27 protein-coding genes are annotated in these 22,630 nt (G+C 60.7%); 16 read left to right on the top strand and 11 right to left on the bottom strand.

Features of this window, described 5'->3' with window-relative positions:
• Positions 1-181: 181 nt before the first annotated feature.
• A complete protein-coding gene (locus tag NMG80_RS29395; protein WP_254021348.1) occupies positions 182-619 on the bottom strand; it encodes a CBS domain-containing protein in 438 nt (145 codons plus the stop codon).
• Between the two features lie 221 nt (positions 620-840).
• On the opposite strand from NMG80_RS29395, the gene NMG80_RS29390 reads away from it, so the two are divergent.
• Positions 841-1,251 carry a DUF427 domain-containing protein gene (locus NMG80_RS29390; RefSeq protein WP_254021347.1) on the top strand — a complete coding sequence of 137 codons (411 nt, stop codon included), beginning with the start codon at positions 841-843 and terminating at the stop codon, positions 1,249-1,251.
• A gap of 51 nt (positions 1,252-1,302) precedes the next feature.
• On the opposite strand, the gene NMG80_RS29385 is transcribed toward NMG80_RS29390, so the two are convergent.
• Entirely contained in the window at positions 1,303-1,719 is a 417-nt protein-coding gene (locus tag NMG80_RS29385) for an HD domain-containing protein (RefSeq protein ID WP_254021346.1), read from the bottom strand.
• Between the two features lie 174 nt (positions 1,720-1,893).
• Positions 1,894-2,130, bottom strand: coding sequence for a hypothetical protein (locus tag NMG80_RS29380; RefSeq protein ID WP_254021345.1), 237 nt, complete (start codon positions 2,128-2,130; stop codon positions 1,894-1,896).
• Between the two features lie 249 nt (positions 2,131-2,379).
• Here NMG80_RS29380 and NMG80_RS29375 point away from each other — a divergent pair, with 249 nt between their 5' ends.
• Positions 2,380-2,721 carry a hypothetical protein gene (locus NMG80_RS29375; RefSeq protein ID WP_436798716.1) on the top strand — a complete coding sequence of 114 codons (342 nt, stop codon included), beginning with the start codon at positions 2,380-2,382 and terminating at the stop codon, positions 2,719-2,721.
• 85 nt (positions 2,722-2,806) lie between these two features.
• On the opposite strand, the gene NMG80_RS29370 is transcribed toward NMG80_RS29375, so the two are convergent.
• The 4 genes from NMG80_RS29370 to NMG80_RS29355 all read right to left on the bottom strand — a co-directional run bounded on the left by NMG80_RS29370 (position 2,807) and on the right by NMG80_RS29355 (position 5,345).
• A complete protein-coding gene (locus NMG80_RS29370) occupies positions 2,807-4,225 on the bottom strand; it encodes a PAS domain-containing HWE histidine kinase family protein (RefSeq protein ID WP_254021343.1) in 1,419 nt (472 codons plus the stop codon).
• 162 nt (positions 4,226-4,387) lie between these two features.
• Complete coding sequence (locus NMG80_RS29365) at positions 4,388-4,552, bottom strand: DUF3309 family protein (protein ID WP_023799553.1); 165 nt, start codon at positions 4,550-4,552, stop codon at positions 4,388-4,390.
• Between the two features lie 380 nt (positions 4,553-4,932).
• Positions 4,933-5,154 carry a hypothetical protein gene (locus NMG80_RS29360; RefSeq protein WP_254021342.1) on the bottom strand — a complete coding sequence of 74 codons (222 nt, stop codon included), beginning with the start codon at positions 5,152-5,154 and terminating at the stop codon, positions 4,933-4,935.
• Between the two features lie 8 nt (positions 5,155-5,162).
• On the bottom strand, positions 5,163-5,345 hold the full coding sequence (locus tag NMG80_RS29355; RefSeq protein ID WP_091590065.1) for a hypothetical protein: 183 nt from the start codon (positions 5,343-5,345) through the stop codon (positions 5,163-5,165).
• Positions 5,346-5,515: 170 nt separating this feature from the next.
• On the opposite strand from NMG80_RS29355, the gene NMG80_RS29350 reads away from it, so the two are divergent.
• The 5 genes from NMG80_RS29350 (at position 5,516) to NMG80_RS29330 (ending at position 9,126) form a co-directional block, all read left to right on the top strand.
• On the top strand, positions 5,516-5,947 hold the full coding sequence (locus NMG80_RS29350; RefSeq protein ID WP_254021341.1) for a hypothetical protein: 432 nt from the start codon (positions 5,516-5,518) through the stop codon (positions 5,945-5,947).
• A gap of 368 nt (positions 5,948-6,315) precedes the next feature.
• A complete protein-coding gene (locus tag NMG80_RS29345) occupies positions 6,316-6,522 on the top strand; it encodes a sugar phosphorylase (protein ID WP_254021340.1) in 207 nt (68 codons plus the stop codon).
• Between the two features lie 62 nt (positions 6,523-6,584).
• Entirely contained in the window at positions 6,585-7,991 is a 1,407-nt protein-coding gene (locus NMG80_RS29340; protein WP_254021339.1) for a Do family serine endopeptidase, read from the top strand.
• Positions 7,992-8,167: 176 nt separating this feature from the next.
• Positions 8,168-8,605 (top strand): DUF2267 domain-containing protein, encoded by a 438-nt coding sequence (locus NMG80_RS29335; protein ID WP_254021338.1) that lies wholly within the window; start codon positions 8,168-8,170, stop codon positions 8,603-8,605.
• Positions 8,606-8,661: 56 nt separating this feature from the next.
• Entirely contained in the window at positions 8,662-9,126 is a 465-nt protein-coding gene (locus NMG80_RS29330; protein ID WP_254021337.1) for a YbhB/YbcL family Raf kinase inhibitor-like protein, read from the top strand.
• 26 nt (positions 9,127-9,152) lie between these two features.
• Here NMG80_RS29330 and NMG80_RS29325 read toward each other — a convergent pair whose 3' ends face one another.
• On the bottom strand, positions 9,153-10,628 hold the full coding sequence (locus NMG80_RS29325) for an FAD-dependent oxidoreductase (protein ID WP_254021336.1): 1,476 nt from the start codon (positions 10,626-10,628) through the stop codon (positions 9,153-9,155).
• A 182-nt stretch (positions 10,629-10,810) separates the two neighbouring features.
• On the bottom strand, positions 10,811-10,978 hold the full coding sequence (locus NMG80_RS29320) for a Thivi_2564 family membrane protein (protein ID WP_254021335.1): 168 nt from the start codon (positions 10,976-10,978) through the stop codon (positions 10,811-10,813).
• Positions 10,979-11,341: 363 nt separating this feature from the next.
• Here NMG80_RS29320 and NMG80_RS29315 point away from each other — a divergent pair, with 363 nt between their 5' ends.
• A complete protein-coding gene (locus NMG80_RS29315) occupies positions 11,342-11,986 on the top strand; it encodes a hypothetical protein (protein WP_254021334.1) in 645 nt (214 codons plus the stop codon).
• A gap of 140 nt (positions 11,987-12,126) precedes the next feature.
• On the opposite strand, the gene NMG80_RS29310 is transcribed toward NMG80_RS29315, so the two are convergent.
• Positions 12,127-13,185, bottom strand: a complete 1,059-nt coding sequence (locus NMG80_RS29310) for a LacI family DNA-binding transcriptional regulator (RefSeq protein WP_254021333.1) — start codon at positions 13,183-13,185, stop codon at positions 12,127-12,129.
• A 210-nt stretch (positions 13,186-13,395) separates the two neighbouring features.
• Here NMG80_RS29310 and NMG80_RS29305 point away from each other — a divergent pair, with 210 nt between their 5' ends.
• The 7 genes from NMG80_RS29305 (at position 13,396) to NMG80_RS29275 (ending at position 20,998) form a co-directional block, all read left to right on the top strand.
• Positions 13,396-14,385, top strand: coding sequence for an autoinducer 2 ABC transporter substrate-binding protein (locus NMG80_RS29305; protein WP_254021332.1), 990 nt, complete (start codon positions 13,396-13,398; stop codon positions 14,383-14,385).
• 89 nt (positions 14,386-14,474) lie between these two features.
• On the top strand, positions 14,475-15,989 hold the full coding sequence (locus tag NMG80_RS29300; protein ID WP_254021331.1) for a sugar ABC transporter ATP-binding protein: 1,515 nt from the start codon (positions 14,475-14,477) through the stop codon (positions 15,987-15,989).
• Complete coding sequence (locus NMG80_RS29295) at positions 15,982-16,983, top strand: ABC transporter permease (protein WP_254021330.1); 1,002 nt, start codon at positions 15,982-15,984, stop codon at positions 16,981-16,983. The genes NMG80_RS29300 and NMG80_RS29295 overlap by 8 nt, the downstream gene beginning before the upstream one ends.
• Complete coding sequence (locus NMG80_RS29290; protein WP_254021329.1) at positions 16,980-17,975, top strand: ABC transporter permease; 996 nt, start codon at positions 16,980-16,982, stop codon at positions 17,973-17,975. The genes NMG80_RS29295 and NMG80_RS29290 overlap by 4 nt, the downstream gene beginning before the upstream one ends.
• Positions 17,976-17,980: 5 nt before the next feature.
• Entirely contained in the window at positions 17,981-18,829 is an 849-nt protein-coding gene (locus NMG80_RS29285) for a sugar phosphate isomerase/epimerase family protein (RefSeq protein WP_254021328.1), read from the top strand.
• Positions 18,830-18,833: 4 nt separating this feature from the next.
• Positions 18,834-20,309: an FGGY family carbohydrate kinase gene (locus NMG80_RS29280; protein WP_254021327.1), complete on the top strand. Its 1,476-nt coding sequence runs from the start codon at positions 18,834-18,836 to the stop codon at positions 20,307-20,309.
• Positions 20,306-20,998: a class II aldolase/adducin family protein gene (locus NMG80_RS29275; protein WP_254021326.1), complete on the top strand. Its 693-nt coding sequence runs from the start codon at positions 20,306-20,308 to the stop codon at positions 20,996-20,998. Before NMG80_RS29280 ends, NMG80_RS29275 begins: the two co-directional genes overlap by 4 nt.
• A gap of 197 nt (positions 20,999-21,195) precedes the next feature.
• Here the strand turns inward: NMG80_RS29275 and NMG80_RS29270 are convergent, their stop codons facing one another.
• Positions 21,196-21,669, bottom strand: coding sequence for a phosphatidylglycerophosphatase A family protein (locus tag NMG80_RS29270; protein WP_254021325.1), 474 nt, complete (start codon positions 21,667-21,669; stop codon positions 21,196-21,198).
• 333 nt (positions 21,670-22,002) lie between these two features.
• Between NMG80_RS29270 and NMG80_RS29265 the strand changes: the two genes are divergently transcribed.
• The gene (locus NMG80_RS29265) at positions 22,003-22,629 is read left to right on the top strand and encodes a CDP-alcohol phosphatidyltransferase family protein (protein WP_254021324.1); all 627 of its coding nucleotides are present in this window, start codon (positions 22,003-22,005) and stop codon (positions 22,627-22,629) included.
• The last annotated feature ends 1 nt before the right edge of the window (position 22,630 follow it).

The raw sequence follows: 22,630 nt of genomic DNA, 5'->3' as shown, positions 1-22,630 counted from the left end.
ACCCGTCGCAAGAAGAGCTTATCACGACACGACATCCCGGTGAACGTCTCGGCGCGTCCGCGCCTGTGCGATTATTTCGCCCTGCCGCGCTTTTTGGCGCTGAAGATGCTCCGGCGGTGCGCCGGCGTTAGCCGGCGCACCGCGAAACAAGTGACCTTGCCCTAACATGTCGCGGCGTCAGTCAGTGGGCAGTCTGCGAATGCTCGCCGCCCGGCTTCGAGATGTCGCTTAAAGCCTCTCCCGCTTCTGCCGATTCGCCATTCGTCGCGAGATCGCCGAGAGAGATGATGCCGACGAGCCTCTTGTCGCGGTTCAGAACCGGGAGCCGACGTACCTGCAGGTCGCCCATGTTCTCAAGCACATGCTCGACATCTTCATCATCAAAGCAATATTTGACCTCCGAGCTCATGACATCACGCACCTTCGTGTCAGGTCCCTTACCCAATGCTACGCCGCGGATCGCGATATCTCGATCGGTGATCATCCCGACCAGCCGGTCGTGGTCGCCCACGGGCATCACTCCGGCGTCAAGCCTGCCCATGATCTCTGCTACTTCGCGGATGGACTGTTCGGGGCTAGCGACCTGGACATTCCTCGTCATGCAGTTGCCGACTTTCATGGCAATCTCCCTTAACTTGCGAAGCCCCGCCGCCTGTTTCGGTGTTAACCTACGAAACGAACTCTTCGGCGGTAACGTTCCCTGGAATCTGAATGCCCCGCGGGAGGTTTTTCACCTTTCGCCGGCTCTTCCGATGTCGCGGCTCCAATGAGCCTCTCGCGGTTGGAACCCTGACGGGCGATATGACGTTCCAGGAGATAGGCAGCCAACGGAGAAGTCGAATGCAGCCCTTAACCGCAAATCCCACCAGCCGTCCCGACGCGCTGACGATTACCCCGTTCAATGGAACCGTGACGGTAAGGTTCTCCGACGCGATCATTGCCTCAACCGAGCGGGCAAAAGTGCTCCATGAAGATGGGCACGATCCGGTCTTCTATATCCCCTTCGAGGACATCTATTTCGACCTTCTGGAGAAGACCAACACTACAACGCACTCCCCGCTGAAGGGCACGGCCAGTTATTGGCGGGTCCACGCGGTCGGCGGAGCGGCTGACGACTTCATGTGGGCCTACGAGACCCCCGACACGCCGGCATCGGCCATAGCCCGCCATGGCGCCTTCGATCCCAACAAGGCGCGGATCGATGCCGATCCTGCCGAGGACAAGCGACACACGCCTCACATCCCCGAATAGAGCCTCGCTTGAATTCCCACATCGGCCGATCACGCCACAGGCGACACTCCGTCATTCGGAGAATTCTTCGTCGAGGATCCGCAGTCCGTCTTCATATTTCGATGTCGACGCGCCAATCTGCTGTGCCTGCCATAGATTGTCGGTAAGATCGGCGCGCTTGACCCGCAGCGCCAATGGGTTGGCTGCTGCTCTGCGCACGAAAGCGAGGTCGTCCTCGTCCGGCCTGCGTGTCATGGCATCGACTGCCGATACGATGGCTGTTCCGAAACCAGCCGCCTCGAGCCGCTCGCGATCCCAATCGTCGCTTTTCTCAAGAACGTCGTGGAGGTAGGCGACAGCCTTCTGGTCGAGCGTTTCGACGGCATCAACAACCCGGCGGCAATGCTCGATATAGGGCCGTCCGGTCTTGTCCGTCTGCCCCGCATGAGCTTGCTCGGCGATTTTTGCCGCTCGGTAAAGGAAGCTCACTGCTTTGATCCTTGCCGGCCTGTTAAATGACGCAACCAGCCTTGCTCCGATGCCCGACCTGCCTCACCGAACGCGCGACGATTGCCTGAAGTTCCACAGGATGACCAGGGCTCCGGCACACTGTTGCCGAAGCATCTCCAGCGCCGCGAGACAACCTTATAGCTTGCCGCCGCCCTAGTCGCGAGACGCTCCATCGACAATGCCGGAATTGGGCAGAATTCCAAAATCCTGCGACTTGGCACCTTGTGCTGCCGTCAAGAATCCGTCCGCGTGGAGGCCGCGCCGCAGCAACTCCCTCAAGGCCGCCGAGCGGCTTGGCATGCGCCTTTCGAAGCGCCAGTTTTCCAACGCAGCCAATTCGTCCGAGGTTAGCATGATCTGCAGTCGTTCGGGTCTTTCCAGTTCGGTCATTTGTGCCTCCACCGCTCAAAGTTAGTATTTGTCTAAGAATTAGGAAAAGCCTGATCGGTCGTCAAGACCGGTTCATTAGCCCTTGGCGTGAAAGGCTGACAGTTACGGCAAGGCATCGATTATGCAGCCTTTGTCATATGCTAAATCGTTGATTTCATAAGTAAATTTTACTGATTGTGCTTGCTATTCGGATCGATAGGGCTCATGCTGATCACGAGGGACAAACCGCTCCTGAAAAGGGGGTTTTCCATGCGATTCGGTTACTCGGCTCATTTGTGTCAAGACGTTAACCTCGAAGTTCGGGCAGCCGCCCGGGGTAAGGGGGTCCTTAATGTCACTGCGGTGGCAGAGGCCGTGCGGCTGCGAAACCTCGCAGAAAACGTTGCCCTTGAAGACGTCGAATGCCTGGTGTTGCAAGCCGCCCAGTTCTACGGGGCGGCCATGGAATTCGACAGCCTGACCGTGTTTGAGCCAGGTAACGCCCATCGGCACTCGGTTGGCTGCGATGCCCTGCCTGGAAGAGGCGACGTCGATGTTCTGGAGGACAGGGCTGTTTCGCTCTATCTTCGCCCGCCGGACCAAACGCAATAATGCATGTCGCGCAAAAGCATGCCCACGGGCCCTGACCCGAGGGTGTGCAGCGGTTTTGCGATTCACGAGCGCAGCAAAAATTCCTTCAGTCGGCTGCGATTTCGGCCAGTGATGTCTGGACGAAATGCAGCGGCGCCTCGAGCGTCCAGGTGATGCCTTGCGCGTGGAACTCCAGCCGCCCGCTGCCGCTGAGAGCCTGCGGCGCCACGCGCTCGAGGACGACCACTCCGAAACCGCGCCCCCTGAGAGTGTCGAGGACCGGCCCGTCCAACTCACGCCAGACCAGTCGAAAGGTGGCGGCGCCGTCGCCCGCAGGGATCACATTCCAATCGATTTCGACGCGTCCGCCGCTGCACGACAGCGCTCCATGTTTTGCCGAATTGGTGGCGAGTTCGTGAAAGGCTATGCCGAGATACTGGACAGCGTTCGGCTGCAGTATCACCATTGGCCCGGCCATCGACACGCGGGACTGCGCTGCGAAGGCCTTGAGCTGTGCCTGGATGAGCTCGCCGACCGTCGCGCCGCGCCATTCGGCATTGACCAGGAGATCATGCGATTCCGAAAGCGCCATGATGCGCTCTCGTACCTGCCCGAGGAAAGCCTCAGGTGTGCTCGTCAGCTTGCTTGTCTCGCGGATCATCGAGATGATGACCGAAAACTGGTTCTTCACCCGGTGATTGACCTCGCGCATGAGCAGACGGATGCGCCGTTCGTTCTCCTTGTGGGAACTGATGTCGCGCGCGATCTTGGAGGCGCCGACGACGCGCCCGATGGTGTCGCGGATCGGCGAGACGGTGAGCGAGACCGAAACGAGCGTGCCGTCCTTACGTAGACGCATCGTCTCATAGGAGGGGACGCGTTCGCCGGCGCGGATGCGGCTGATGATCGAGACTTCCTCGTCGAGACGGTCGGGCGGAATGAGCATCGTCACCGGCCGGCCGATCGCCTCGGCAGGCGTGTAGCCGAACAGGCGTTCTGCAGCGTCGTTCCAACTGGTGATGATGCCGTTCATGTCCTTCGAGACGATGGCGTCCATCGACGACTCGACAATGGCGGCAAGACGCATGCGAGCTTCATCGCCCAGCGTCTGCGTGCGCAGGTCGAGCAGCGTGTTGATGGCACCGACAACATTGCCCGCTTCGTCGCGAAGCAGGCGTGGGTGAGCCCTGAACGGCACGAGTTCGCCGTCCGGCCGCTCCGCAATCGCCTGGTCCCAGGAGACGTCCCGGCCTTCGCGCAGCGCCACGGCCATCGGACACTCGCCATGCGCCATATCCCGACCGTCTGGATGACGAAGCTTCCACGAGCCGCACCAAAGGTCCCGACCGATTACAGGACGATGGCCCCAGAGCTCAGCTGCGGCTTCGTTGAAAAAGGTGATGCGCCCCCGTTCGTCCACGGTGTATACGGCGACCGGCAGTGCCTGCATCAGATCGGCAGAGGGGACGCCCGGAACTCCGAGGCCGATATCGGCTTGTTCAACGAAGTTCACGTATGGCGCCATTCTCTTGGGATTTCCGCAGCGGCTATAATGCACGTGAGCGATTTCGGTTCCGCCGAGACAATCACGTGCGGCCCTTATGGCCTGAGCCGCGGCGACATTTCCCGGACGAGGCCCCTAGAGCGACACCGGATCAACGCTGAAGTTTTTGTCCGCGTGCGGGCACTAAATGCGTCCGAGAAGGACCAGGATAATGACGATCAGCAGCACGAGACCGAGGCCGCCACCACCATAATAGCCGGTGCCGTAGAACGGCCCGCCACCCAGACCGCTGAACCCGCCAAGCAAGATAAGGATCAAAATGATGATGAGTATGGTTCCGAGGCTCATGCTGGTTCTCCCATTCTTGCGCTGCCGCGCCAATCAAAGGGCACGTCCATGCCCTGTTGATGACGGTAGGAACTCCCAGAAGGGGCTTCCTGTTCCACCGGAAGTAGCATCTGTGGCTCGTTTAGCGGGAAAAGCCGACAGACTGACGAGAAAGCCCGCCGGGCGGGAGCCAGCGGACAACAGGCTTTCTCAGCCTCCGACCGCCTGGAGGAACGGCGATCACAGCAAAAATGCCTGACTCAGTCCGAAGTTGCGGCGGTCGGCCTAAAAAGGCCACAGCCGCTCCGAGGCGGTGCTCACAGTCGACGGCCGGATAATGCTTGGCACCTCGCCATTTCAGCAGAAAACGCCGCCCGCTTCGCCGGGGACGTGAATACAATTCACCTTCCTTTGTGTGCCGGCCGGGTGCCGCCGCCCTTCTTTTCGGGGTCATGAGTATGGTGGCTGTCGCGTTCGCCTCCGCCGCCTGAGATCTTGCTGCGGCTGCGCAGATCGGAATCGGCTGGCGGCTTTTCTATCACCAGCGGCTCCTTGGCGTTTTCGTGCGATGCGCCAGGACCGCCATGGCGAATGCTGGCGCGGGTCTTCTTCGACGTGGACATGAAATCACCTAACGGTCCTGCTGGTGGCCTTGATGGGTCGTGTTGACCTTCGTGTTGCCCTGCTGGCCCTGTTTGTCGGGATTTGGGGCGGAATGGCTGTGCTGCGTTTGGTCGACAGGAACCGACTTCTTATCGCCCGGACCCTTTGGGCTCTGGTTCTCTGTCGGCACGGGTGGTGGTTTTGTGCTCATGACCGACTCCTTTCACCAGCCAAAACAAGCAGGCCCCGGGAAGGTTCCTGATACGAACCGGGCGAGGGGCAAACTCCTAAACATTGGCAATTCCGGCCTTGTCGGCGCGTCGCAGCGCAATAATCTTTTGTCAGGGCGTGGGCACTTCGACCTATTGAAAGGAGCCGACCATGAAACACCAAACACTGGACCAACTGCAGACAGTTGCGAAAGTTGAGCCCTCGGCGACATACCCGGTCATGACTCGGGCGCAGCGCATCGAGCGTTGGGCAGAGCTTCTCGAACAAAATCCACGGCGGTGCCTCGGAGCGCTTTCAGGCACCGAATATCTCAGCCCAGAAGCTCGTGCCGTAGCGCGTGGCGCGGGGTCGCCGATCACCGTTGCCTACGAGGATCCGGTGCTGCGCGCCATGGGTCTCAAAGATGATACTTACGGTGAGGCAAAGCGCTTCTTCGAGTTAAGTGACTCGCAGTTGCACAACATCGTCTGTCACTGCCACGTTGGTGCTACGATGCAAGCGCGATGGGCTGCCGCCAGAGTTCGCCGGACGATTACCGGGAACAGAATTCTGGCTTGGCTGAGGGCCAAGTTTGTCCATTGAAGCCGGCGCGGAACGGTGACGGCAAGTCTTCGTTATGCGACTGGTGGCAAGGCTGGGGTGGCATCGCCGGCGCCGCAGTGGATTGATCGAGCCGACGCCCCCCATTCAGGGCGGCCGGGCGAAGGTTCACGGCCGGGTTCCTTGTCGGCGGGGCGCAAATCCGAACGGATCCACGTAGAGGGTGACCAGGATAAAGCCCGAGTCATGTGAACACGGCCGCCGCCCGTGATCCATGCCACCACAGATGCATCGTTGGCGCAATCTCGTCCCTGGGGCATGCCCGCAGATCTCGTCGGGGAACCTTTCTTGACGGACATGGTTGGAATGTGCGGCCGAAAGCATCCGGGCCTGTGCCAAGGAGGTTCGCCATGAAGCTTCGCGAGTTGATGGACCAAGTGAAGGATCTGCCCCCGGATACTCTGGTCTGTGCCGCCGAGATTGACGAGGCCTTTGCGGCCAACGTTGCCGGCATAGAAACGGTAGAAGGTGCCCGGGTTGAAAGCCGCAAACCGGACGGCACCGAAGCTGTCGAACTCGCCAACGGGAACGACAGGGTTGTAGTAATCCGCTGGTGATCCGCTGGCTCGTGCCGGAGCGGTCGATGCTTGATCACTGAAGGATGGAGGAGTCGCAGACCATGTTTCCGGTATTGAACCAAAGACTTTGCGCCGGCCTGATCGCCGGAACTCTGATGCTCTCGGCCGGCGGCTTTGCTCCGCTCTCAGCCCAGGAAATCCCGAACGACTTCACGGCAATCGTGCGCGAGAAAATTCCGGCCGTGGTCGCAATAACAACCAGACAGATTATCCAGGACCAGGCGACGCTGGGTGACTTTTTTAGTCCTTTCGGCAGCCCCGGCCTCGGGCCGGCTCAACCTCGGGTGCGAGAGGCGCTTGGCTCAGGCTTTGTCATCAACCCCGATGGGCACATCGTCACCAACAACCATGTCGTTGCCGATGCAAGCGAAATTCATGTCGTATTCTCCGACAAGGAGACGTTGCCTGCGCAGCTCGTCGGCCGCGATCCGGCAACCGACCTCGCGGTGCTGAAGATCGACCCACAGCCCAATATGACAACGACCACCTGGGGTGACTCCGATGCAGTCCAACCCGGCGCATGGACGATCGCTATCGGCAGTCCGTTCGGGCTCGGCGGGACCGTCACCGTCGGCGTGCTTTCGGCTCGTTCGCGCGACATCAATGCCGGTCCTTACGACGACTTTCTCCAGACCGACGCCTCGATCAATCGCGGCAATTCCGGCGGTCCCCTGTTCAATGCGCGCGGCGAAGTGATCGGGGTCAATACTGCGATCGTATCTCCCACTGGCGGCAGCATAGGGATTGGCTTTGCGGTACCATCTCGAACCGCCCGGAACGTCGTCGACCAGTTGATCCGCACTGGCCGGATCGAGCGCGGTTACATCGGTGTGCGCCTCCAGGAGATCACGCCTTCGATTGCCGAGGCGCTTGGAATACAAGGCAGCAAGGGAGCGCTGGTCGCGTCGGTCGAGCCCGGCAGTCCGGCAGACCAGGCAGGCATACAGGCGGGAGACGTGATTACACGCTTTAACGGCAAGGACATCCAGAGCGTCCACGATCTGACGCTCGCGGCTGCCAGCCAAAAGCCGGGAACAAGAACGACGCTGACAAGGAATCGCGGAGGCAGCCAACAGGAAATAGCTCTGACCATCGGACAGCGCGAGGATGAGGAGCAACAGACCGGCGCCGTTCCAAGGTCGGATACGGCCGACCAGCGTCTTGGATTGTCGCTCAGCCCCATCCCGGATGAGGCGCGCCAGCAGCTCGGACTCCAGCCGGACACCACAGGCGTGTTCGTCCAGGAAGTCGCTCCCAACAGCCTCGCCGCCGAAAACGGCCTTCAGCCCGGCGATGTCATCGTCTCGGCCAACAACCGGGATGTGACGCAGCCGTCGGACATCCAGGACGAGTGGGCGAAATCCCGCCAGCAGAACAAGCCGATACTGTTCCGCATCAGCAGGCAAGGGCAATCTCTTTACGTTGCCGTGACCACGGCCAAATCTTGACGGGCCAAATCTTGGCGGGCCAATTCTTGACGGAAACGCGTAAGCTTGGCGAGCGTAACTTGGCCGAATAGATCACGCTTTCGAGACAGGCGGCCATTGGCGTTGGGACGGGAACAACAGCCGACCAAGGCCGTTTCGTCCAATGAGTCATTCGATCTGTTGAAAAGGAGGCTTCGATGAGCGCCACCGGACTCGACGTATTCGACAAGACGCTGCAGACAACAAACATCTGGCTCGACGAGATCATGACCGAGCTGGGACCGGATCGGCAGGTCGCATGGCATGTGCTTGGAGCGGTGCTCCACGCCCTGCGAGACCGCATGCAGCCGGATCTTGCCGCCCACCTCGGCTCGCAGCTGCCGATCCTCGTGCGCGGTGCCTATTACGACCAATATCAGCCCTCCAAGACCCCCGAGAAGTTGCGGTCGCTCGACGAGTTCCTGGCCAAAATCAAGGCGGAGCTGGAATTCACCCGACCGGTCGATGCCAAGGATGCATTCAGGGTCGTATCCAAGGTGCTCGCTCACCACGTGGGAGAGGGGCAGATGATCAAGGTTTTGGAATCCTTGCCAGCAGAAATCAGGCGCGTGGCGGCCGCTCAGCAAGCGGCGTGAAATAGCGCCGGATACAGCTAGTGTCGGCTGTAGCGCCTCTTCTTGGGGAGATGGAAATGCCACTCACCCTTATCAGCCCGGCGTTCCCGGCGGGCGGGAAAATCCCTGAAAGATATACCCGCGACGGCCAGAACGTCTCACCACCGCTGAAATGGTCCGGTGTTCCGGACGGTACCAAGAGCCTTGTTCTTGTCGTGCAGGATCCCGACGCGCCGAGCGGGATTTTCGGGCACTGGGCGGTGTTCAATATCCCGCCCGATGCCGGCGAGCTCGCCGAGGCGCAAGACGGCAAGCCAGGCCCGTCGGCACTCAGGCAAGGCACTAACGATTTCGGCAATGCCTATTACGATGGCCCGCAGCCGCCGGTGGGACATGGCGTCCATCATTATCATTTCCGCCTGGCCGCGCTCGACGTGCCGAGCCTCAGCGTGCCGGGACAGGCGGGCGCGCAGTCTGTCTGGAAGGAAGCCCAGAAGCATGCGCTGGAGCAGACTGACCTGATCGGAACCTACGCACGGTAACGCCGGCCCGTGCTGGTCCCTGCCTTTTATAGCGCGGCCGGGGCAAGCGGCTTTCGAGCCGGGCCGTGGATCACCGAACCGTCGGCGGCGAAGATCGAGCCATGGCAGGGACAATCCCAGGTGTCGTCGGCATTGTTCCAGGTCACGGTGCAGCCCTTGTGGGTGCATGTCGCCGAAACCGGGTGGAGCACCCCTTCAGCGTCTCTCCACGCCGCGATCTTTTCGTCATCCCTGACGATCACTCCGCCCATGCCGGGCCTGATGTCGTCGAGGCTTGAGACAATCGATTGACTGCCGCCATTCTTGTGAAAGTCCTCGGGATGAGACCGCGTCGGATCATAGAGCTTTTGCCATGGGCTCGGATGCGCGCAGATCAAATCCGCGATCATCATGCCGGCGGCCGTTCCATTGGTGATGCCCCAGGCGTTGAATCCCGTGGCAATATGAAAACCGGAGGCTTTTTCCGGATCGGGCTCGCCGGCATACGCAACCCTGTCGGCGGTATCATAGTCCTCATTACACCAGCGCCACGCGACGTCCCCCACCGGAAGGCTCATTCTTGCCCATTGTTCCAGCTCGACAAACCGTTTCGCCACATCGCCGTCCTGGCCCGTGTCGAACTTGGGGCCGAGCGCGACCAGCAGCGGGCCTTCGGCATCGCGGCCGGTGCGGATGGAATGCGTCGGATCATCGATGCCGATGAACATGCCGTCGACAGCAAGAGGGTCATCGATCCGAAACGCCATGGCAGTGTGGCAGCGCGGCTGGGTGCGGTTCGCCATGCCGATGGGGCTCTTCACTGTCATGTTGGTGGCGACGACCACATGCTCGGCGTGAACGGTGCCGCTCTCGGTGACGACGCGCCAGCGGCTGGCCTCGCCAATCGAGATCGCGCGGCTGTTTTCGAAAATCTGTCCGCCACGGGCCGTCACCGCTTGAGCCAGGCCAACCAGATACATCGCCGGATTGAACTGCGCCTGGTCGGAAAAACGCAAAGCGGCGGCCGTTTCGAAAGGCAGCGGCGCGCGCTCGAGAACATCGGCGTCCAGCCCAACCTGGCGCGCGGCCTCCGACTCGGCCACGATCTCCGCGCGCCGGCTTGCAGCGCAGGTGTAGGTATAGGCGTTCTTGGCCTCGAGATCGCAGGGTATGGCAAGGTTGCGAACCCATTCCCGGATCTGTGCGGCGCCGGCGGCATTCGCATCGGCATAGGTCTGCGCCAGGTCCCGGCCGAAGGTGTCGATGAGATGGCGATAGATCAGCGCGTGCTGCGTCGTGATCTTGGCCGTCGAGCGGCCGGTCACCTGGCCGCCTGTTCGCAGGCCTTCGACGACGATCACCGATCGACCGGCCTCGCGAAGGCGAAGCGCCGTCGTGAGCCCGACGATCCCAGCGCCTACGACAACGGCATCGGCATGGATCGAGCCCTCTAGCGGTGGATAGTTCGTAGCGGTGGCCGCCGCCACCCAACAGCTTCCCGGTTTTCCCGAAAGAATGGCCATTTCACCACCTCCCACGCGTTTCGAGGCATCTCCATCGACAACCCGCGCCGGCGCGAAAACGTTCCGGATATCGTCTTCAGTCGTTCTTTGGCCGTCTGGGAGATACAAAGGCACCGGGACGATGCGAGGTGAAGGCCATCACCCGATCGTATTCGTCGTTGCGCGCCGCGGCACGTGGTGGCTTAAAACACCGCGAGGTACTTCAGCAGCGAAATGATGCCGATAATGATCACGATAATCTGGGCAATCTGACGAGTACGACCGTCAAGCGGCAGTCGGTTAACAAGATACAGCACCAGAATGACTACGAGGAAAGTGATCAGAATACTGATCAGAGGAGTGCCGGCCATTGTCCCTCACTGCACATAAAAACAAACCAGCAACACCACGTTGCGTGGTCTATGATTCCCCATGCATGCTCAAGCCCTAGCACCGAGTGAGTGATTCGAACAGCTTGGCTAGTGTCGATGAACCGGCGTTGTCGACATTTGGTCGACCTCTTTCAGACGATTGGAAGGGATGATGACTTGCACGCGGGCCGGACCATACCGAGTAGGGCCATCCACACTCTTTGCGAGCCGCTTGGCAGCGCCTCAAGAAGAGTTCGAGCTATAGAATGACCCGCATCCAGTATTCTGGCGACAATCCAATTCATACCTTGTTTTCCCATGTGCAATTGCGAACAATGGCATGGATTGATTCGGAGCTTGTCTATGCGCGGACTGCGAGTGGCCTTGGCTGCGGTGATCTTGAGCATTTCAGTCAGTTCTGGACTCGCCGATGACAATTCTCCCTTTGTCTATTTTGCGACCGAAGATCCTTTCGCAGAGGGTCTGCCGACCAAGAATGATGTTTATGTCTTTGGTGGCGTCTTTGCGCGCGGGGCCTTCGGGGACACGATCAATGTTTTGGGTGCCGACTACACCGACAACTATATAATCGGAGCCGCATACGGTCGCGATTTCGTCGATATATGCGCTGGCTTCGTTCTTGGCGGCGTCACCGGCGCGGCGATAAGGTTTGGCGAGGACGATGATACGACTGGCGAACTTTGGGCCGGAGCGCGACTGCGCCACCACGGCCTTGTCATTGGTGATTTGGCGATTGCGCCCGCACTGACCGCTGGATTTAGTGCCGTTACAGGCCCTACCGAGATCGAGCGCGATCGCGAAATCGCCTACGATGGCGATGCATCATTCCTCGGCTTCGTTGGCGCCGAGCTTTCTTTCAGAGTGAGGCAGGCTCCCAACGTCGAACTCGTCTACCAACTCCACCATAGATCCGGCGCCGATGGCACGTTTGCAAATATGAGAGAGGGTTCCAATGCGAACGCTCTTGGCATCCGTTATCGCTTCTAACGCTCGGTGCTGAGACCTTTTTACAGGCGCCTACGCACCACCCAGCTGCTCGCGCTGAGGACGGCGACACTCCCGTGAGGGTCGGCACGATGAACCATTGAAAATCTCAAGGGGGGTCGCTCCATAGCCCCGAGTCACCCTCATTCTATATCCTTCAGCGTATCCAGCGGCCCTTTCAATGCAGACCGGGGCTGGATCAACTCTGGCGCAATCAGGAAGGTCTGCGGTGCCGTCGGCGGTTCATCGATCAGCTCGAATGCCTTCGTGATCATCGCCTCAACATTCTGCCGCACCATGATTACGGGGAAGGGCAGGAAGGAGCCGAAGGGGTCATAGTCGTAGCAACCGACGACGAGCTCGCTGAACATTTCCGCTGGCCGGCCCGCCATGAAACGCAGCAGACCTTCCATATTGATCGACGAATTGATGAACAGCGCGCGCGGCAGCTTGCCTCGGCATTGGTAAAACGCCTCGAAGGCACGCAAAGTTATATCAGGCGAATACCCGGAGGACTGCACACCGTCCTCAGGGTCGGCGCCCAGCAGCGCCTTTTTGGTCGCATGGAAAGCGGCGATGCGTTCGCGGCTGGCGTGGTCGTTGCGGCCGCCAAACAGAAACAGCTCGTCTGGCCGCAGAGGATCGTCGTTGCCGAAGTGGCGGATGATTGCTTCCGTCAGCATCCGCGCGCCCTGATAGTTGTCGCTGATCACCGAATGCGCCTTCGCTCCCGGCAGGTCGATGTTGATATGCCTCAGCCCCGCCAGTTCGCAGACCTCGTGCACGCCATCGGGATCGGTGGCGCCGACGATAAAGAGCTGGTCGATTGAATAGGAGATCAGCGTCTCCGCGGTCCGCCGTTCCTCTTCCGGGTCGCGGCTGGCGCTAACCACGACCGGGCATTGGCCGCGGCTGCGCACATGCCCCTCAAACGTCTGCGCCATGGAGGAGAAGTAGCGATTGTCGTGGACGGGCAGCATCAGGCCGACTAGGCCCGATCGCGAGCGTCGCAAGCCTCGCGCTTGCAGATTGGTGGTGTATTGGTGGAGTTCGGCGAGGCCGAGAATTGTTTGCGCCGTACTTTCCTTGATGCGGCGCTTGCGCCAAGTGCCGTTCAGGACGGCACTCACGGTCGACGGCGAACTGCCCGATAACAACGACAGGTCATAGATCGTCGCCTTCTTCTTGACCCGCTGATCCATCTGGCGCCTCCGGCGCGTCTACTTAGAGCAATATCCCGCTTGACGAAAGCTTCTCGATGCATAATAGTTTCTGCACCATCGATTGTGCAAGCGAAAACCGGTGGATGATCGATGGGGTAGTGCCCCGTCTCTTTCGGGGAGGTTCTAACGGCCGCCGTCGTTCGACGGCTCGAGTGTGTTCCCACTAGGAACGTTATGGGAGGAGTACAGATGAAAAAGCTCATGATCGCGGCACTTGCCGCGACCCTTATGATTGGCGGATCATTCGCTGCGATGGCACAGCAGGCCGGCAAGGTCGGCGTCGTCGTCAAGATCGGCGGCATTCCGTGGTTCAACGCAATGGAGGCGGGTATCAAGGAGCGCGGCCAGAAGCTCGGGATCGACGCATTCATGGTCGGCCCGACCAGCGCTGATCCGGCACTGCAAGTTCGCGCCATCGAGGATCTGATCGCGCAGGGCGTCAAGGTCATCGGCGTCGTGCCGAATGATGCGAAAGTGCTTGAACCAGTGCTGCAGAAGGCCAAGGACGCCGGTATCATCGTCATCACGCATGAATCGCCTGGCCAAAAGGGCGCCGACTGGGATTTCGAACTCGCGTCCGCGACCGGCTTCGGCGAGGCTCACGCCAAGCTCCTGGCGGAGAAGATGGGCGGCAAGGGTGAGTACGCGGTGTTCGTCGGCTCGCTGACGGTGCCGCTGCACAATGCCTGGGCCGATGCGGCAATCGAATATCTGAAGAAGAACAACCCGGAGATGAAGCTTGTCGGCGAACGTTATGGCGTCGCCGAGGATGTCGACAAGAGCCGCAGCACTGCGCTTGACCTGATCTCCGCAAATCCAGGCTTGAAGGGTTTCCTCGCCTTCGGCAGCCAAGGCCCGATCGGCGCTGGCCGCGCAATCGAAGAGCGCCGGAAGGTGGGCGAAATATTTGTGCTCGGCCCGTTCTCGCCGGGCCAGGGCCAGAAGCTTATCAAGAGCGACGCGATCTCCGGCGGCTTCATGTGGAATCCGAAGCAGGCGGGCGAGGTTTTCGTCACGCTGGCCGACCATCTCATGAAGGGCAACGAGATCAAGGATGGCGATACGATCGAAGGGCTAGGGACAGTTAAGCCCGACTTCGAAAACCGTAACATCATCGTCGATCAACTGGTCCCCATCAACAAGGATACTGTCGACGATCTCGCGGCGATGGGCCTGTAAAGCCTCCCAAGGCTAATGGCAGTCGGGCCCGGCCTCGAGCCGGCCCGGCTGCAGGATTGCAAACGCGATTGGATCCAGGTTTCGACTCGATGGCTGATCAGGCACTCGATGGCGCCGCACCACGGCCGCTGCTGTCGCTCCGCAACGTCAACATGACGTTCGGCGGCGTGAAGGCGCTGAAGAATGTCAGCTTTGAGGTGCTGCCGGGCGAGGTGCATTGCCTCGCCGGCGAGAACGGCTCCGGCAAGAGCACGCTGATCAAGGTCATTACAGGTGTGTACAAGCCCGAGGCGGGCGCCGTGATCGACTATGATGGCCAGAGCTACTCCCATATGTCGCCGGTTACGGCGCAGGCCAGCGGAATTCAGGTCATCTGGCAGGACCTCGCTTTGTTTCCCGAGATGACTGTCGCCGAGAATATCGCGTTCCAGACCGTCATCGGCCGCTGGCCGCGGCTGGTGAACTATGCCGAGATGCGCCGTGTCGCGATCAACGCCTTGCAACGTCTTGGTGTTGCCTTCGATGTCGATCTGGCACTCCACCACTTTCCCATCGCACAGCGGCAGATCGTAGCAATCGCGCGCGCCCTCGTCGGCGAGGCAAAGCTCGTCTTTATGGACGAGCCGACGGCGTCGCTGACCCAATCCGAAACCGACTATCTGCTGGATATTGTGCGCAATCTGTCGGCGTCGGGCGTTGCCGTAGTGTTCGTCAGTCATCGCCTGGCGGAGGTTCTTGAAATCTCCAGCCGCGTCACCGTGCTGCGCGACGGCGCTCTGGTTGGCGTCTATCCAACCAAAGGCCTGACCCAGTCGCGCATCACCGAGTTGATGACGGGCAAGACCTTCGACTATTCCGTCCTGCATCGGGATTTGAGCACGAGCCCGGTCATGCTTGAGGTCAAGGGGCTGTCGCGGCCCGGCGAATTCGAGGATGTGTCCTTGACGGTCCGGCGCGGCGAGACGCTCGGCATCACCGGGTTGCTCGGGGCAGGGCGCACCGAGCTGGCGCTGACATTGTTTGGCATGCGCAAGCCGAAATCGGGCTCTGTCGTCCTGGATGGCAAACCCGTTCGCTTCGGTTCCAACCGTGACGCGATCGCAGCTGGCGTCGCCTATCTTTCGGAAGACCGGCTGTCGCTCGGTCTCATTCAGCCGCAGGCCATCGCCGACAACATGGTCATCGCCTCGCTGGACAAGATCCTTTCAGGCGGTTTCATTTCGAGCGATCGCAAGCGATCTCTGGTCAATCGCTGGATAAGGGATCTCGGCGTCAGGATCGGAAAGCAGGACGACGCGATCTCGACCCTGTCAGGGGGAAATCAGCAACGTGTCGCCATTGCAAAATGGCTGGCGACCGACCCGAAGCTGCTTATCCTCGACGCACCGACGGTCGGCGTCGATGTCGGCGCGCGCGCCGGCATTTTCGACATCGTTTCCAAGCTGGCGGACAGCGGCCTGGCCATTATCCTGATCTCGGACGAGGTGCCTGAAGTCTATTTCAACGCGGACCGTGTGCTGCACATGGCTCAGGGGCGCATTGTCGGCGAATTTACGCCGGGCGCTACGACCCTCCAGGCGATCGAGGAGGCGGTCTATGCGTAGGTTTGTCCGCTCCCACGCAACGGAACTGGCTTTGCTCGCTGTTATCGCCGCCATCTGCGTCTTCCTTTCGTTCGCGACGGACCGGTTCTTCACCCTCGGCAACGCGTTTGACCTTCTAAACACCAGCTCGGTCAACATCATCTTCGCCGTTGGCCTGCTGGTCGTGCTGATCGCCGGCGGCATTGACATCTCCTTCGCGGTTGCTGCCTCCGTTGTGCAGTATCTGACCGCGACCGTCCTCGGCTGGATCGGCGGCGGGAATTGGATTGTCGGCTTCATCATCGCTGGCGCATTGGGCGTCGCGTTGGGCTGCATCAACGCCTTCCTGATCCACGGGTTCAGGATCATCTCGATCGTCGCCACGATTTCGACTTTCAATATTTTCTTCGGCTTGCTGATGTTTTTCACAGGCGGCGTGTCGATCTACAACCTGCCGGACTGGCTCACCACTCGCGTCGTGCTGTTCGAGCGAGAGATGGCTGACGGTACCTGGGCGGAGATCACCCTGCCTGTGCTCATTATGGCCATATGCGTGTTCGCTACCTGGGCGTTGATCACGCGCACCACCACTGGCCGCCAACTGTACGCATTTGGCGACAACCCGGAGGGCGCGCGCCGCTTCGGCATCAATATCGGTGCCATGCAATTTATCGCCTTCGGCTGGCTTGGCCTGATGGCGGGTATCGCCGGTCTCGTCCAAGCGCATTACGCGCAGGAGGTTGTGCCGAATGCCCTCTATGGGCGCGAACTCGACGTCCTGGCAGCCGTGGTCCTTGGCGGTGCGCGGCTCGGCGGCGGCAAGGGCAGCGTGCTCGGCTGCATTCTGGGCGTTCTGTTGGTCTCGATCACCCAGAACGGACTAAATTTGATGGGCGTGTCGCCTTTCGCGTTCAAGATGATCGTCGGCGCCATTATCCTTGCCGCAATCACGCTTTCGAATACCAGCATCGAACGCCTGCTGCCGTTCCTGAAAAGCCGACGGGTGCATTCATGACGGTTTTGATTGAACGCGTCCGCAACGCGCTCGGCCCCGAGCTTGCCGGTCCGTTTGCCGCGTTCGTAGCTGTCATGATCGTGTTTGGTTTTGCCGCGCCGAACTTTCTTTCCCGCGCTACCTTTGGATCCGTCGCCTTCCAGCTGCCTGAACTCGGCCTCCTCACACTCGCCATGCTGCTGCCGATCCTGACCGGCGGCCTGAACCTGGCCATCACCTTCACGGCCAACATGGCCGGCCTGACGCTGGCTTGGGTACTGCAAAGCCAGGGAGGCGTCGACGCGGGCATCGGCGCTTTTGTGCTTGGCTCGGTCCTTGCCATCGCGGTCGGAGCACTGAGCGGGCTGATCATGGGGCTCGTCATCGCCTACACCAAGGCTCACCCGATCCTGGTCTCGCTGTCGATGATGATCTTCCTGCGCGGTCTCGGCGAATTCCTGACGCGCGGCGGCGACGTGTCCGGCATTCCCAGCTTCCTGGCGCCGATCGGCTACGGTTCGATTTTTGGCATCCCGGTGCCGTTGCTCATCTTCATCGCTTGCGTGCTGATCTGGCACGTCTTGCTGACGCGCATGAAGCTAGGCTTCAACACCTACATGATCGGTTCCAATATCGAGGCCACGCGCTATTCCGGTATCAATACGCGCAAGGTGCAGGTTCTCGTCTACACATTGTCCGGCGCGATGTGCGCGGTCGCCGGCATCATCATGCTGGCGCGCTTCAATTCGGTGCGTGTCGGCCACGGCGAGTCTTACCTGCTGATCACCGTGCTTGCCTGCTTCCTTGGCGGGGTCAATCCGTTCGGCGGCTTCGGTCGGGTGATCCCGGTCTTCGTTGCGCTGGTCGTGCTCCAGCTTCTGTCCTCGGGACTCAATCTGATGGGCGCAAGCCAGCATCTTGCGACGGCAGTCTGGGGCATCCTGATGATCACGGTGATGATCCTGCGCTGGCTTGCCGGGCGCCTCAAATTCCTAAACACAAACAGAGGGTGAGTTAGATGCATGGTTTTGGGGTCCACACCTCGATGTGGACGATGAACTGGGACCGGGCCGGCGCGGAGAAGGCGATCGCGGCTTCCGTCAAATACGGGATGGACTTTATCGAGATCGCGCTTCTGAACGCGCCGGCGGTCGATGCCGCGCACACACGCGCCTTGCTCGAAAAGCACAATCTTCCTGCCGTTTGCTCGCTCGGCCTGCCGGAGCGCGCCTGGGCCTCGGTGCGGCCGGATGCCGCCATCGAACATCTCGAAGTGGCGATCGACAAGACTGCGGAAATGGGCGCGCTGGCGCTTTCCGGCGTGATTTTCGGCGGTATCGGCGAACGCACCGGCCTGCCACCGACCGAAAAGGAATACGACAATATCGCCCATGTGCTGACCGTCGCCGCCAGACACGCCAGGAAGCGCGGCATCGAGCTCGGAATCGAGGCCGTGAACCGCTACGAGAACCATTTGATCAATACCGGCGCGCAGGCCGTCTGGATGGTCGAGAAGGTCGGCGCCGACAACATCTTTGTTCATCTTGACACCTACCACATGAACATCGAGGAGAAGGGGGCCGCCAACGGCATTCTGGCCGCCCGCGATCACCTGAAGTACATCCACTTGTCCGAGAGCGATCGCGGCACACCTGGCACCGGCAACTGCCCCTGGGACGAGATTTACGCGACGCTGGCGGCGATCGGTTTCAAGGGCGGACTTGCCATGGAAAGCTTCATCAACATGCCGCCGGAAGTCTCCTACGGCCTCTCGGTCTGGCGGCCGGTTGCGAAGGATGAGGCCGAAGTGATGGGCAATGGCTTGCCGTTCCTGCGCAACAAGGCTCGCCAATACGGTCTGATCTGACACGATGGGTGACGGGCAGAAGGCGGACGGCGCAAGGATCGCCGTCTTCGATGTCGGCAAGACCAATGTAAAGCTCTCCGCGATGACGCTCGACGGCGTGCTCGTGGAGAGCCTCTCTGTCCATAACGAAGTGCGGCCCGGTCCACCTTGGCGGCAGCACGATCTCAACGGCATCAGCGACTGGCTGTTCGGCTCGCTCGCCACTTTGTGCCGACACCATCCGCTGGAAAAGGTGGTCGGCACAGGACATGGCTCCGCAGGGGTTCTGGTGAACGCAGATCCCGACGAGACTTGCGCCCTGCCGATGATTGATTATGAGCAGGATCTGCCGCCTGCAATTCGCGATGGCTACGCGCCGCTTTCGGGCGATTTCTTCGATCGCGGCAGCTCAATCATGCTGAAGGCTGCCCACCAGGCGCGCCAGCTGTACTGGATGCAGCAGGTTGATCCGGAGCGCGTCGCTCAGGCTCGGTGGTATCTGGGCTTGCCTCAATATTGGGCCTGGCGGCTGTCGGGCGTGCCATCGGCCGAAACGACGATCCTCTCGGCGCAGTCCCATCTATGGAACAATGTGCGCAAGCAGTGGTCGCCCATTGTGGCGGGGCAGGGGTGGCAGCGTCTCATGCCACCATTCCATCCGGCCTGGGAGACGCTGGGGCCAATCCGGCACGATCTGGCGCACCGGCACGGCATACCGGAAAGGCTGTCTGTCCTGACCGGCGGCCACGACAGCAGCCTGAACCTCTACCGCTACCAGGCGGCAGGCATGCGCGACGCCTGCGTGATCTCTACCGGAACCTGGATTGTCGGAATGTGCGCGGCGACACCTCTCGACCAACTCGATGAAAATCGCGGAATGGTGCTGAACAGCGACGTGACAGGACGCCCGGTCGGCGGCGTTTTGACCATGGGCGGACGAGAGTTCAGTCATGTGGCAGGGCAGGGGGTGGCAGGGCAAGGGCAAGAAGGAACTGCGGCCGACGCTGCGCTGGTCAGCTTGCTGATTGAGCGCGGCAGCTTCGCATTGCCGTCGTTCGGCGACGATGACGGCCTGTTTCCAGGCAGCGCTGGGCGCGGCCGGTTTGAAGGGCCGCCTGCAGAAACCCCTGCTGAGCGCAAGGCGCTCGCAGTGCTTTATGCCGCGCTGCTGACGGTGGAATGTATCGATGTGCTGAACGAATACGGGCTGGTTGCATTGGATGGCACCTTCCTGAGGGATCCGCTCTACGCCACGCTGGTTGCCGCGCTTCGGCCACACGCCGAAACGGTCTACAACCTCGACGCCTATGGCACCGCTTCGGGTGCGGCGTTACTTGGCGAACATGAAACTCGTGACACGCCGGCTCCCATCGCAGTCAGCCTGCCGACTGCCTTTGCCGGCGATCGTGAGGCGCTCGCAGCCTATGCACAGCGGTGGCGCGAACTGGCGAAGCGAAACAACTTGCAACAGGGCAAGACCAGCAAAAGGAACGATCGATGACTGATGACAGCGCTCTGCGCCGCGAGATGGTGGATGTTTGCCGCCGCATGAACTCAAGCGGTATCAACCAGGGCAATGCCGGCAACCTGTCGGTGCGCTGCAGCGACGGTTTCCTGATCACGCCCTCGTCGCTGCCCTACGAAACAATGACGGCCGAAGACATCGTCGAGATGGGCTTTGACGGCACCTATGTCGGCCGACGGCCCTCCTCGGAGTGGCGCTTCCACCGCGACATTTTGAGGGAGCGGCAGGAGATCGAGGTCGTGCTGCATTGCCACTCGCTCTACGCCACGACGCTGGCCTGCCATCACAAGACGATCCCGAGCTTCCACTATATGACAGGAGTGGCTGGCGGCACCACCATCCGCTGCGCGGACTACGCAACCTTTGGCACACAGGCCTTGTCCGACAATGCCTTGGTTGCACTCAAGGATCGCCTCGCCTGTCTGCTCGGCCAGCACGGCCAGATTTCGCTCGGCAAGACCATGGAAGCGGCGTTGTGGCTGGCGAATGAGGTCGAAACCCTGTCGCGCGTGTATGTCCAGGCGCTTAGCCTTGGCGAGCCGCCGGTCCTTTCGGACGAGGAGATGGCGCGGGTGATCGAGCAGATGAAGAAGATGAGTTATGGCCAAGCGCCGGATCCGGAGGGAACGAACGATTTGGCGCGGCCGCGCGACGCTGCGGTCTAGAGCGGGATGCGTTCAAATTGAACTGGGCATCCCGCTCTATCTATTTGTCTTAGCCGCATTTCTGCGACACCAAGTGATTCCACTTGGCTGCAAAATGCTCCCAGCGCTGCTCCGGCAGATTTTAGTGGAGACAGGGCTTTTTCCCACTGGGCCGCATCAAGCTCGACAGTGGCAGGTGAAGGCTGAGATGTCCTCCCTTACGGCAAACGGTGAATCAAATCGTTCAGCAAAAGCAGCGACGCGCCGGCGAACACAGCCGCAGCCGCGTCGTCCAGCATGATGCCGAGTCCGCCCCTTACCTTCTCATGCACGACGCCGATGGGCCAAGGCTTGGCGACGTCGAAAAACCGAAAAGCAAGGAAACCTGCTGCCCACCAGACCGGGTCGAGCGGCAGCACGGAAAGCGTTGCGGCGGTGCCGAAGGTCTCGTCAATAACGACGATCTGCGGATCCTCCGTCCTGGTATGGGAGACGACATGCGACGACGCCCATACGCCCACGGCGAATAGGGCCATATAGGCGATCACGATCAGCCAAGGCGATGCAGGTATCAGCACCGCGGCAATAGCCACTCCGACGCCCGCGCCGGCCGTGCCCGGCCATAGCGGAGATAATCCTGCGCCGGCAGAGGTCGCGAGCAGGTAAGCAAACCTGGGCAGAAAACTACGCATGGCGTTTCAGACGGCTTCCCCGTGAATTGCGAATATGCGCTATATCAGTCTTTCCGGTTACTTCCGCCAAATGCATGTCGCGCAAAAGCATGCCCTCGCACCTGACCGGAGGGTGCGCAGCGGTTTTGCGATAACGACTTGCATAAAAACAAGAACTTAAAGCGCGTCGCATGAATCCATTCAGCCGCGACGCGCTTTGGACTGCCGGTCGATTTGCGACAGCGACACAACGGGCATTGCGCTGACCACCTTGATGGCGCCGACGGGGTGGAACGAACCCACAATTTGCCGGTTAAACTTCGCGGAACGACATCATCAGAGGAGCCAGTCATCATGATCGCCGGTCTCATGAAAAGTCGCATCGACCCGCTATGGGAGCGCGCCGCCTCTCCGCTGATCGGGATCGGCATGACCCCGAACCAGGTCACATCTGGCGGGCTGGTGCTCGTCGCCCTGTCGTGCGCCACCTACGTGTACCACCAGTCAAGCCTTGCCTTTGGCCTTTGCTTGGCGTTTGCCTTCACCTTCGACGCGCTCGACGGGGCGGTTGCCCGTCGCAGACATATGAGCACCAAGGCGGGTGGCTATTTCGACGCCATGGCCGATCGTTATCAGGAATTCGCCGTATTTGCGGCAATAGGCTGGGTCGCCGATCTGTGGGCGATCGCCATGCTTGCATTCGCCGGCGGACTCCTCACCAGCTACGCCAAGGCGCGGACGGCGATCGAAATCCCTATTGAAAACCAGGCATGGCCGGATTTCTTCGAACGGATGGAACGCCTGGTGTTCATTTGCGTGCTGTTGGTCGCTGACGGATTGGCGACCGCCATGGGCGCCGCTTCGCCCTGGATTCTGACGGGCGGGTTCGCCCTGTACGCATTGCTGGCAAACGCCACAGCGCTGCAACGGATCGATCGCGCATTTGCGATGCTCAAGCGGGCGGACGCGAAGCAGCCGTAAG

It is taken from the genome of Mesorhizobium escarrei, assembly GCF_935825525.1.
In the GTDB taxonomy this organism is placed as follows: domain Bacteria; phylum Pseudomonadota; class Alphaproteobacteria; order Rhizobiales; family Rhizobiaceae; genus Mesorhizobium; species Mesorhizobium escarrei.
The sequence above is the reverse complement of the archived record's forward strand: the minus strand, read 5'-3'. Positions and strand labels throughout refer to the sequence as shown.

What these genes read in the sequence shown, in the direction of transcription:
- NMG80_RS29395 (WP_254021348.1), bottom strand. Translation starts at nt 619, where the DNA reads ATGAAAGTCGGCAACTGCATGACGAGGAATGTCCAGGTCGCTAGCCCC.
- NMG80_RS29390 (WP_254021347.1), top strand. Translation starts at nt 841, where the DNA reads ATGCAGCCCTTAACCGCAAATCCCACCAGCCGTCCCGACGCGCTGACG.
- NMG80_RS29380 (WP_254021345.1), bottom strand. Translation starts at nt 2,130, where the DNA reads ATGACCGAACTGGAAAGACCCGAACGACTGCAGATCATGCTAACCTCG.
- NMG80_RS29375 (WP_436798716.1), top strand. Translation starts at nt 2,380, where the DNA reads ATGCGATTCGGTTACTCGGCTCATTTGTGTCAAGACGTTAACCTCGAA.
- NMG80_RS29370 (WP_254021343.1), bottom strand. Translation starts at nt 4,225, where the DNA reads ATGGCGCCATACGTGAACTTCGTTGAACAAGCCGATATCGGCCTCGGA.
- NMG80_RS29365 (WP_023799553.1), bottom strand. Translation starts at nt 4,552, where the DNA reads ATGAGCCTCGGAACCATACTCATCATCATTTTGATCCTTATCTTGCTT.
- NMG80_RS29360 (WP_254021342.1), bottom strand. Translation starts at nt 5,154, where the DNA reads ATGTCCACGTCGAAGAAGACCCGCGCCAGCATTCGCCATGGCGGTCCT.
- NMG80_RS29355 (WP_091590065.1), bottom strand. Translation starts at nt 5,345, where the DNA reads ATGAGCACAAAACCACCACCCGTGCCGACAGAGAACCAGAGCCCAAAG.
- NMG80_RS29350 (WP_254021341.1), top strand. Translation starts at nt 5,516, where the DNA reads ATGAAACACCAAACACTGGACCAACTGCAGACAGTTGCGAAAGTTGAG.
- NMG80_RS29345 (WP_254021340.1), top strand. Translation starts at nt 6,316, where the DNA reads ATGAAGCTTCGCGAGTTGATGGACCAAGTGAAGGATCTGCCCCCGGAT.
- NMG80_RS29340 (WP_254021339.1), top strand. Translation starts at nt 6,585, where the DNA reads ATGTTTCCGGTATTGAACCAAAGACTTTGCGCCGGCCTGATCGCCGGA.
- NMG80_RS29335 (WP_254021338.1), top strand. Translation starts at nt 8,168, where the DNA reads ATGAGCGCCACCGGACTCGACGTATTCGACAAGACGCTGCAGACAACA.
- NMG80_RS29330 (WP_254021337.1), top strand. Translation starts at nt 8,662, where the DNA reads ATGCCACTCACCCTTATCAGCCCGGCGTTCCCGGCGGGCGGGAAAATC.
- NMG80_RS29325 (WP_254021336.1), bottom strand. Translation starts at nt 10,628, where the DNA reads ATGGCCATTCTTTCGGGAAAACCGGGAAGCTGTTGGGTGGCGGCGGCC.
- NMG80_RS29320 (WP_254021335.1), bottom strand. Translation starts at nt 10,978, where the DNA reads ATGGCCGGCACTCCTCTGATCAGTATTCTGATCACTTTCCTCGTAGTC.
- NMG80_RS29315 (WP_254021334.1), top strand. Translation starts at nt 11,342, where the DNA reads ATGCGCGGACTGCGAGTGGCCTTGGCTGCGGTGATCTTGAGCATTTCA.
- NMG80_RS29310 (WP_254021333.1), bottom strand. Translation starts at nt 13,185, where the DNA reads ATGGATCAGCGGGTCAAGAAGAAGGCGACGATCTATGACCTGTCGTTG.
- NMG80_RS29305 (WP_254021332.1), top strand. Translation starts at nt 13,396, where the DNA reads ATGAAAAAGCTCATGATCGCGGCACTTGCCGCGACCCTTATGATTGGC.
- NMG80_RS29300 (WP_254021331.1), top strand. Translation starts at nt 14,475, where the DNA reads ATGGCTGATCAGGCACTCGATGGCGCCGCACCACGGCCGCTGCTGTCG.
- NMG80_RS29295 (WP_254021330.1), top strand. Translation starts at nt 15,982, where the DNA reads ATGCGTAGGTTTGTCCGCTCCCACGCAACGGAACTGGCTTTGCTCGCT.
- NMG80_RS29290 (WP_254021329.1), top strand. Translation starts at nt 16,980, where the DNA reads ATGACGGTTTTGATTGAACGCGTCCGCAACGCGCTCGGCCCCGAGCTT.
- NMG80_RS29285 (WP_254021328.1), top strand. Translation starts at nt 17,981, where the DNA reads ATGCATGGTTTTGGGGTCCACACCTCGATGTGGACGATGAACTGGGAC.
- NMG80_RS29280 (WP_254021327.1), top strand. Translation starts at nt 18,834, where the DNA reads ATGGGTGACGGGCAGAAGGCGGACGGCGCAAGGATCGCCGTCTTCGAT.
- NMG80_RS29275 (WP_254021326.1), top strand. Translation starts at nt 20,306, where the DNA reads ATGACTGATGACAGCGCTCTGCGCCGCGAGATGGTGGATGTTTGCCGC.
- NMG80_RS29270 (WP_254021325.1), bottom strand. Translation starts at nt 21,669, where the DNA reads ATGCGTAGTTTTCTGCCCAGGTTTGCTTACCTGCTCGCGACCTCTGCC.
- NMG80_RS29265 (WP_254021324.1), top strand. Translation starts at nt 22,003, where the DNA reads ATGATCGCCGGTCTCATGAAAAGTCGCATCGACCCGCTATGGGAGCGC.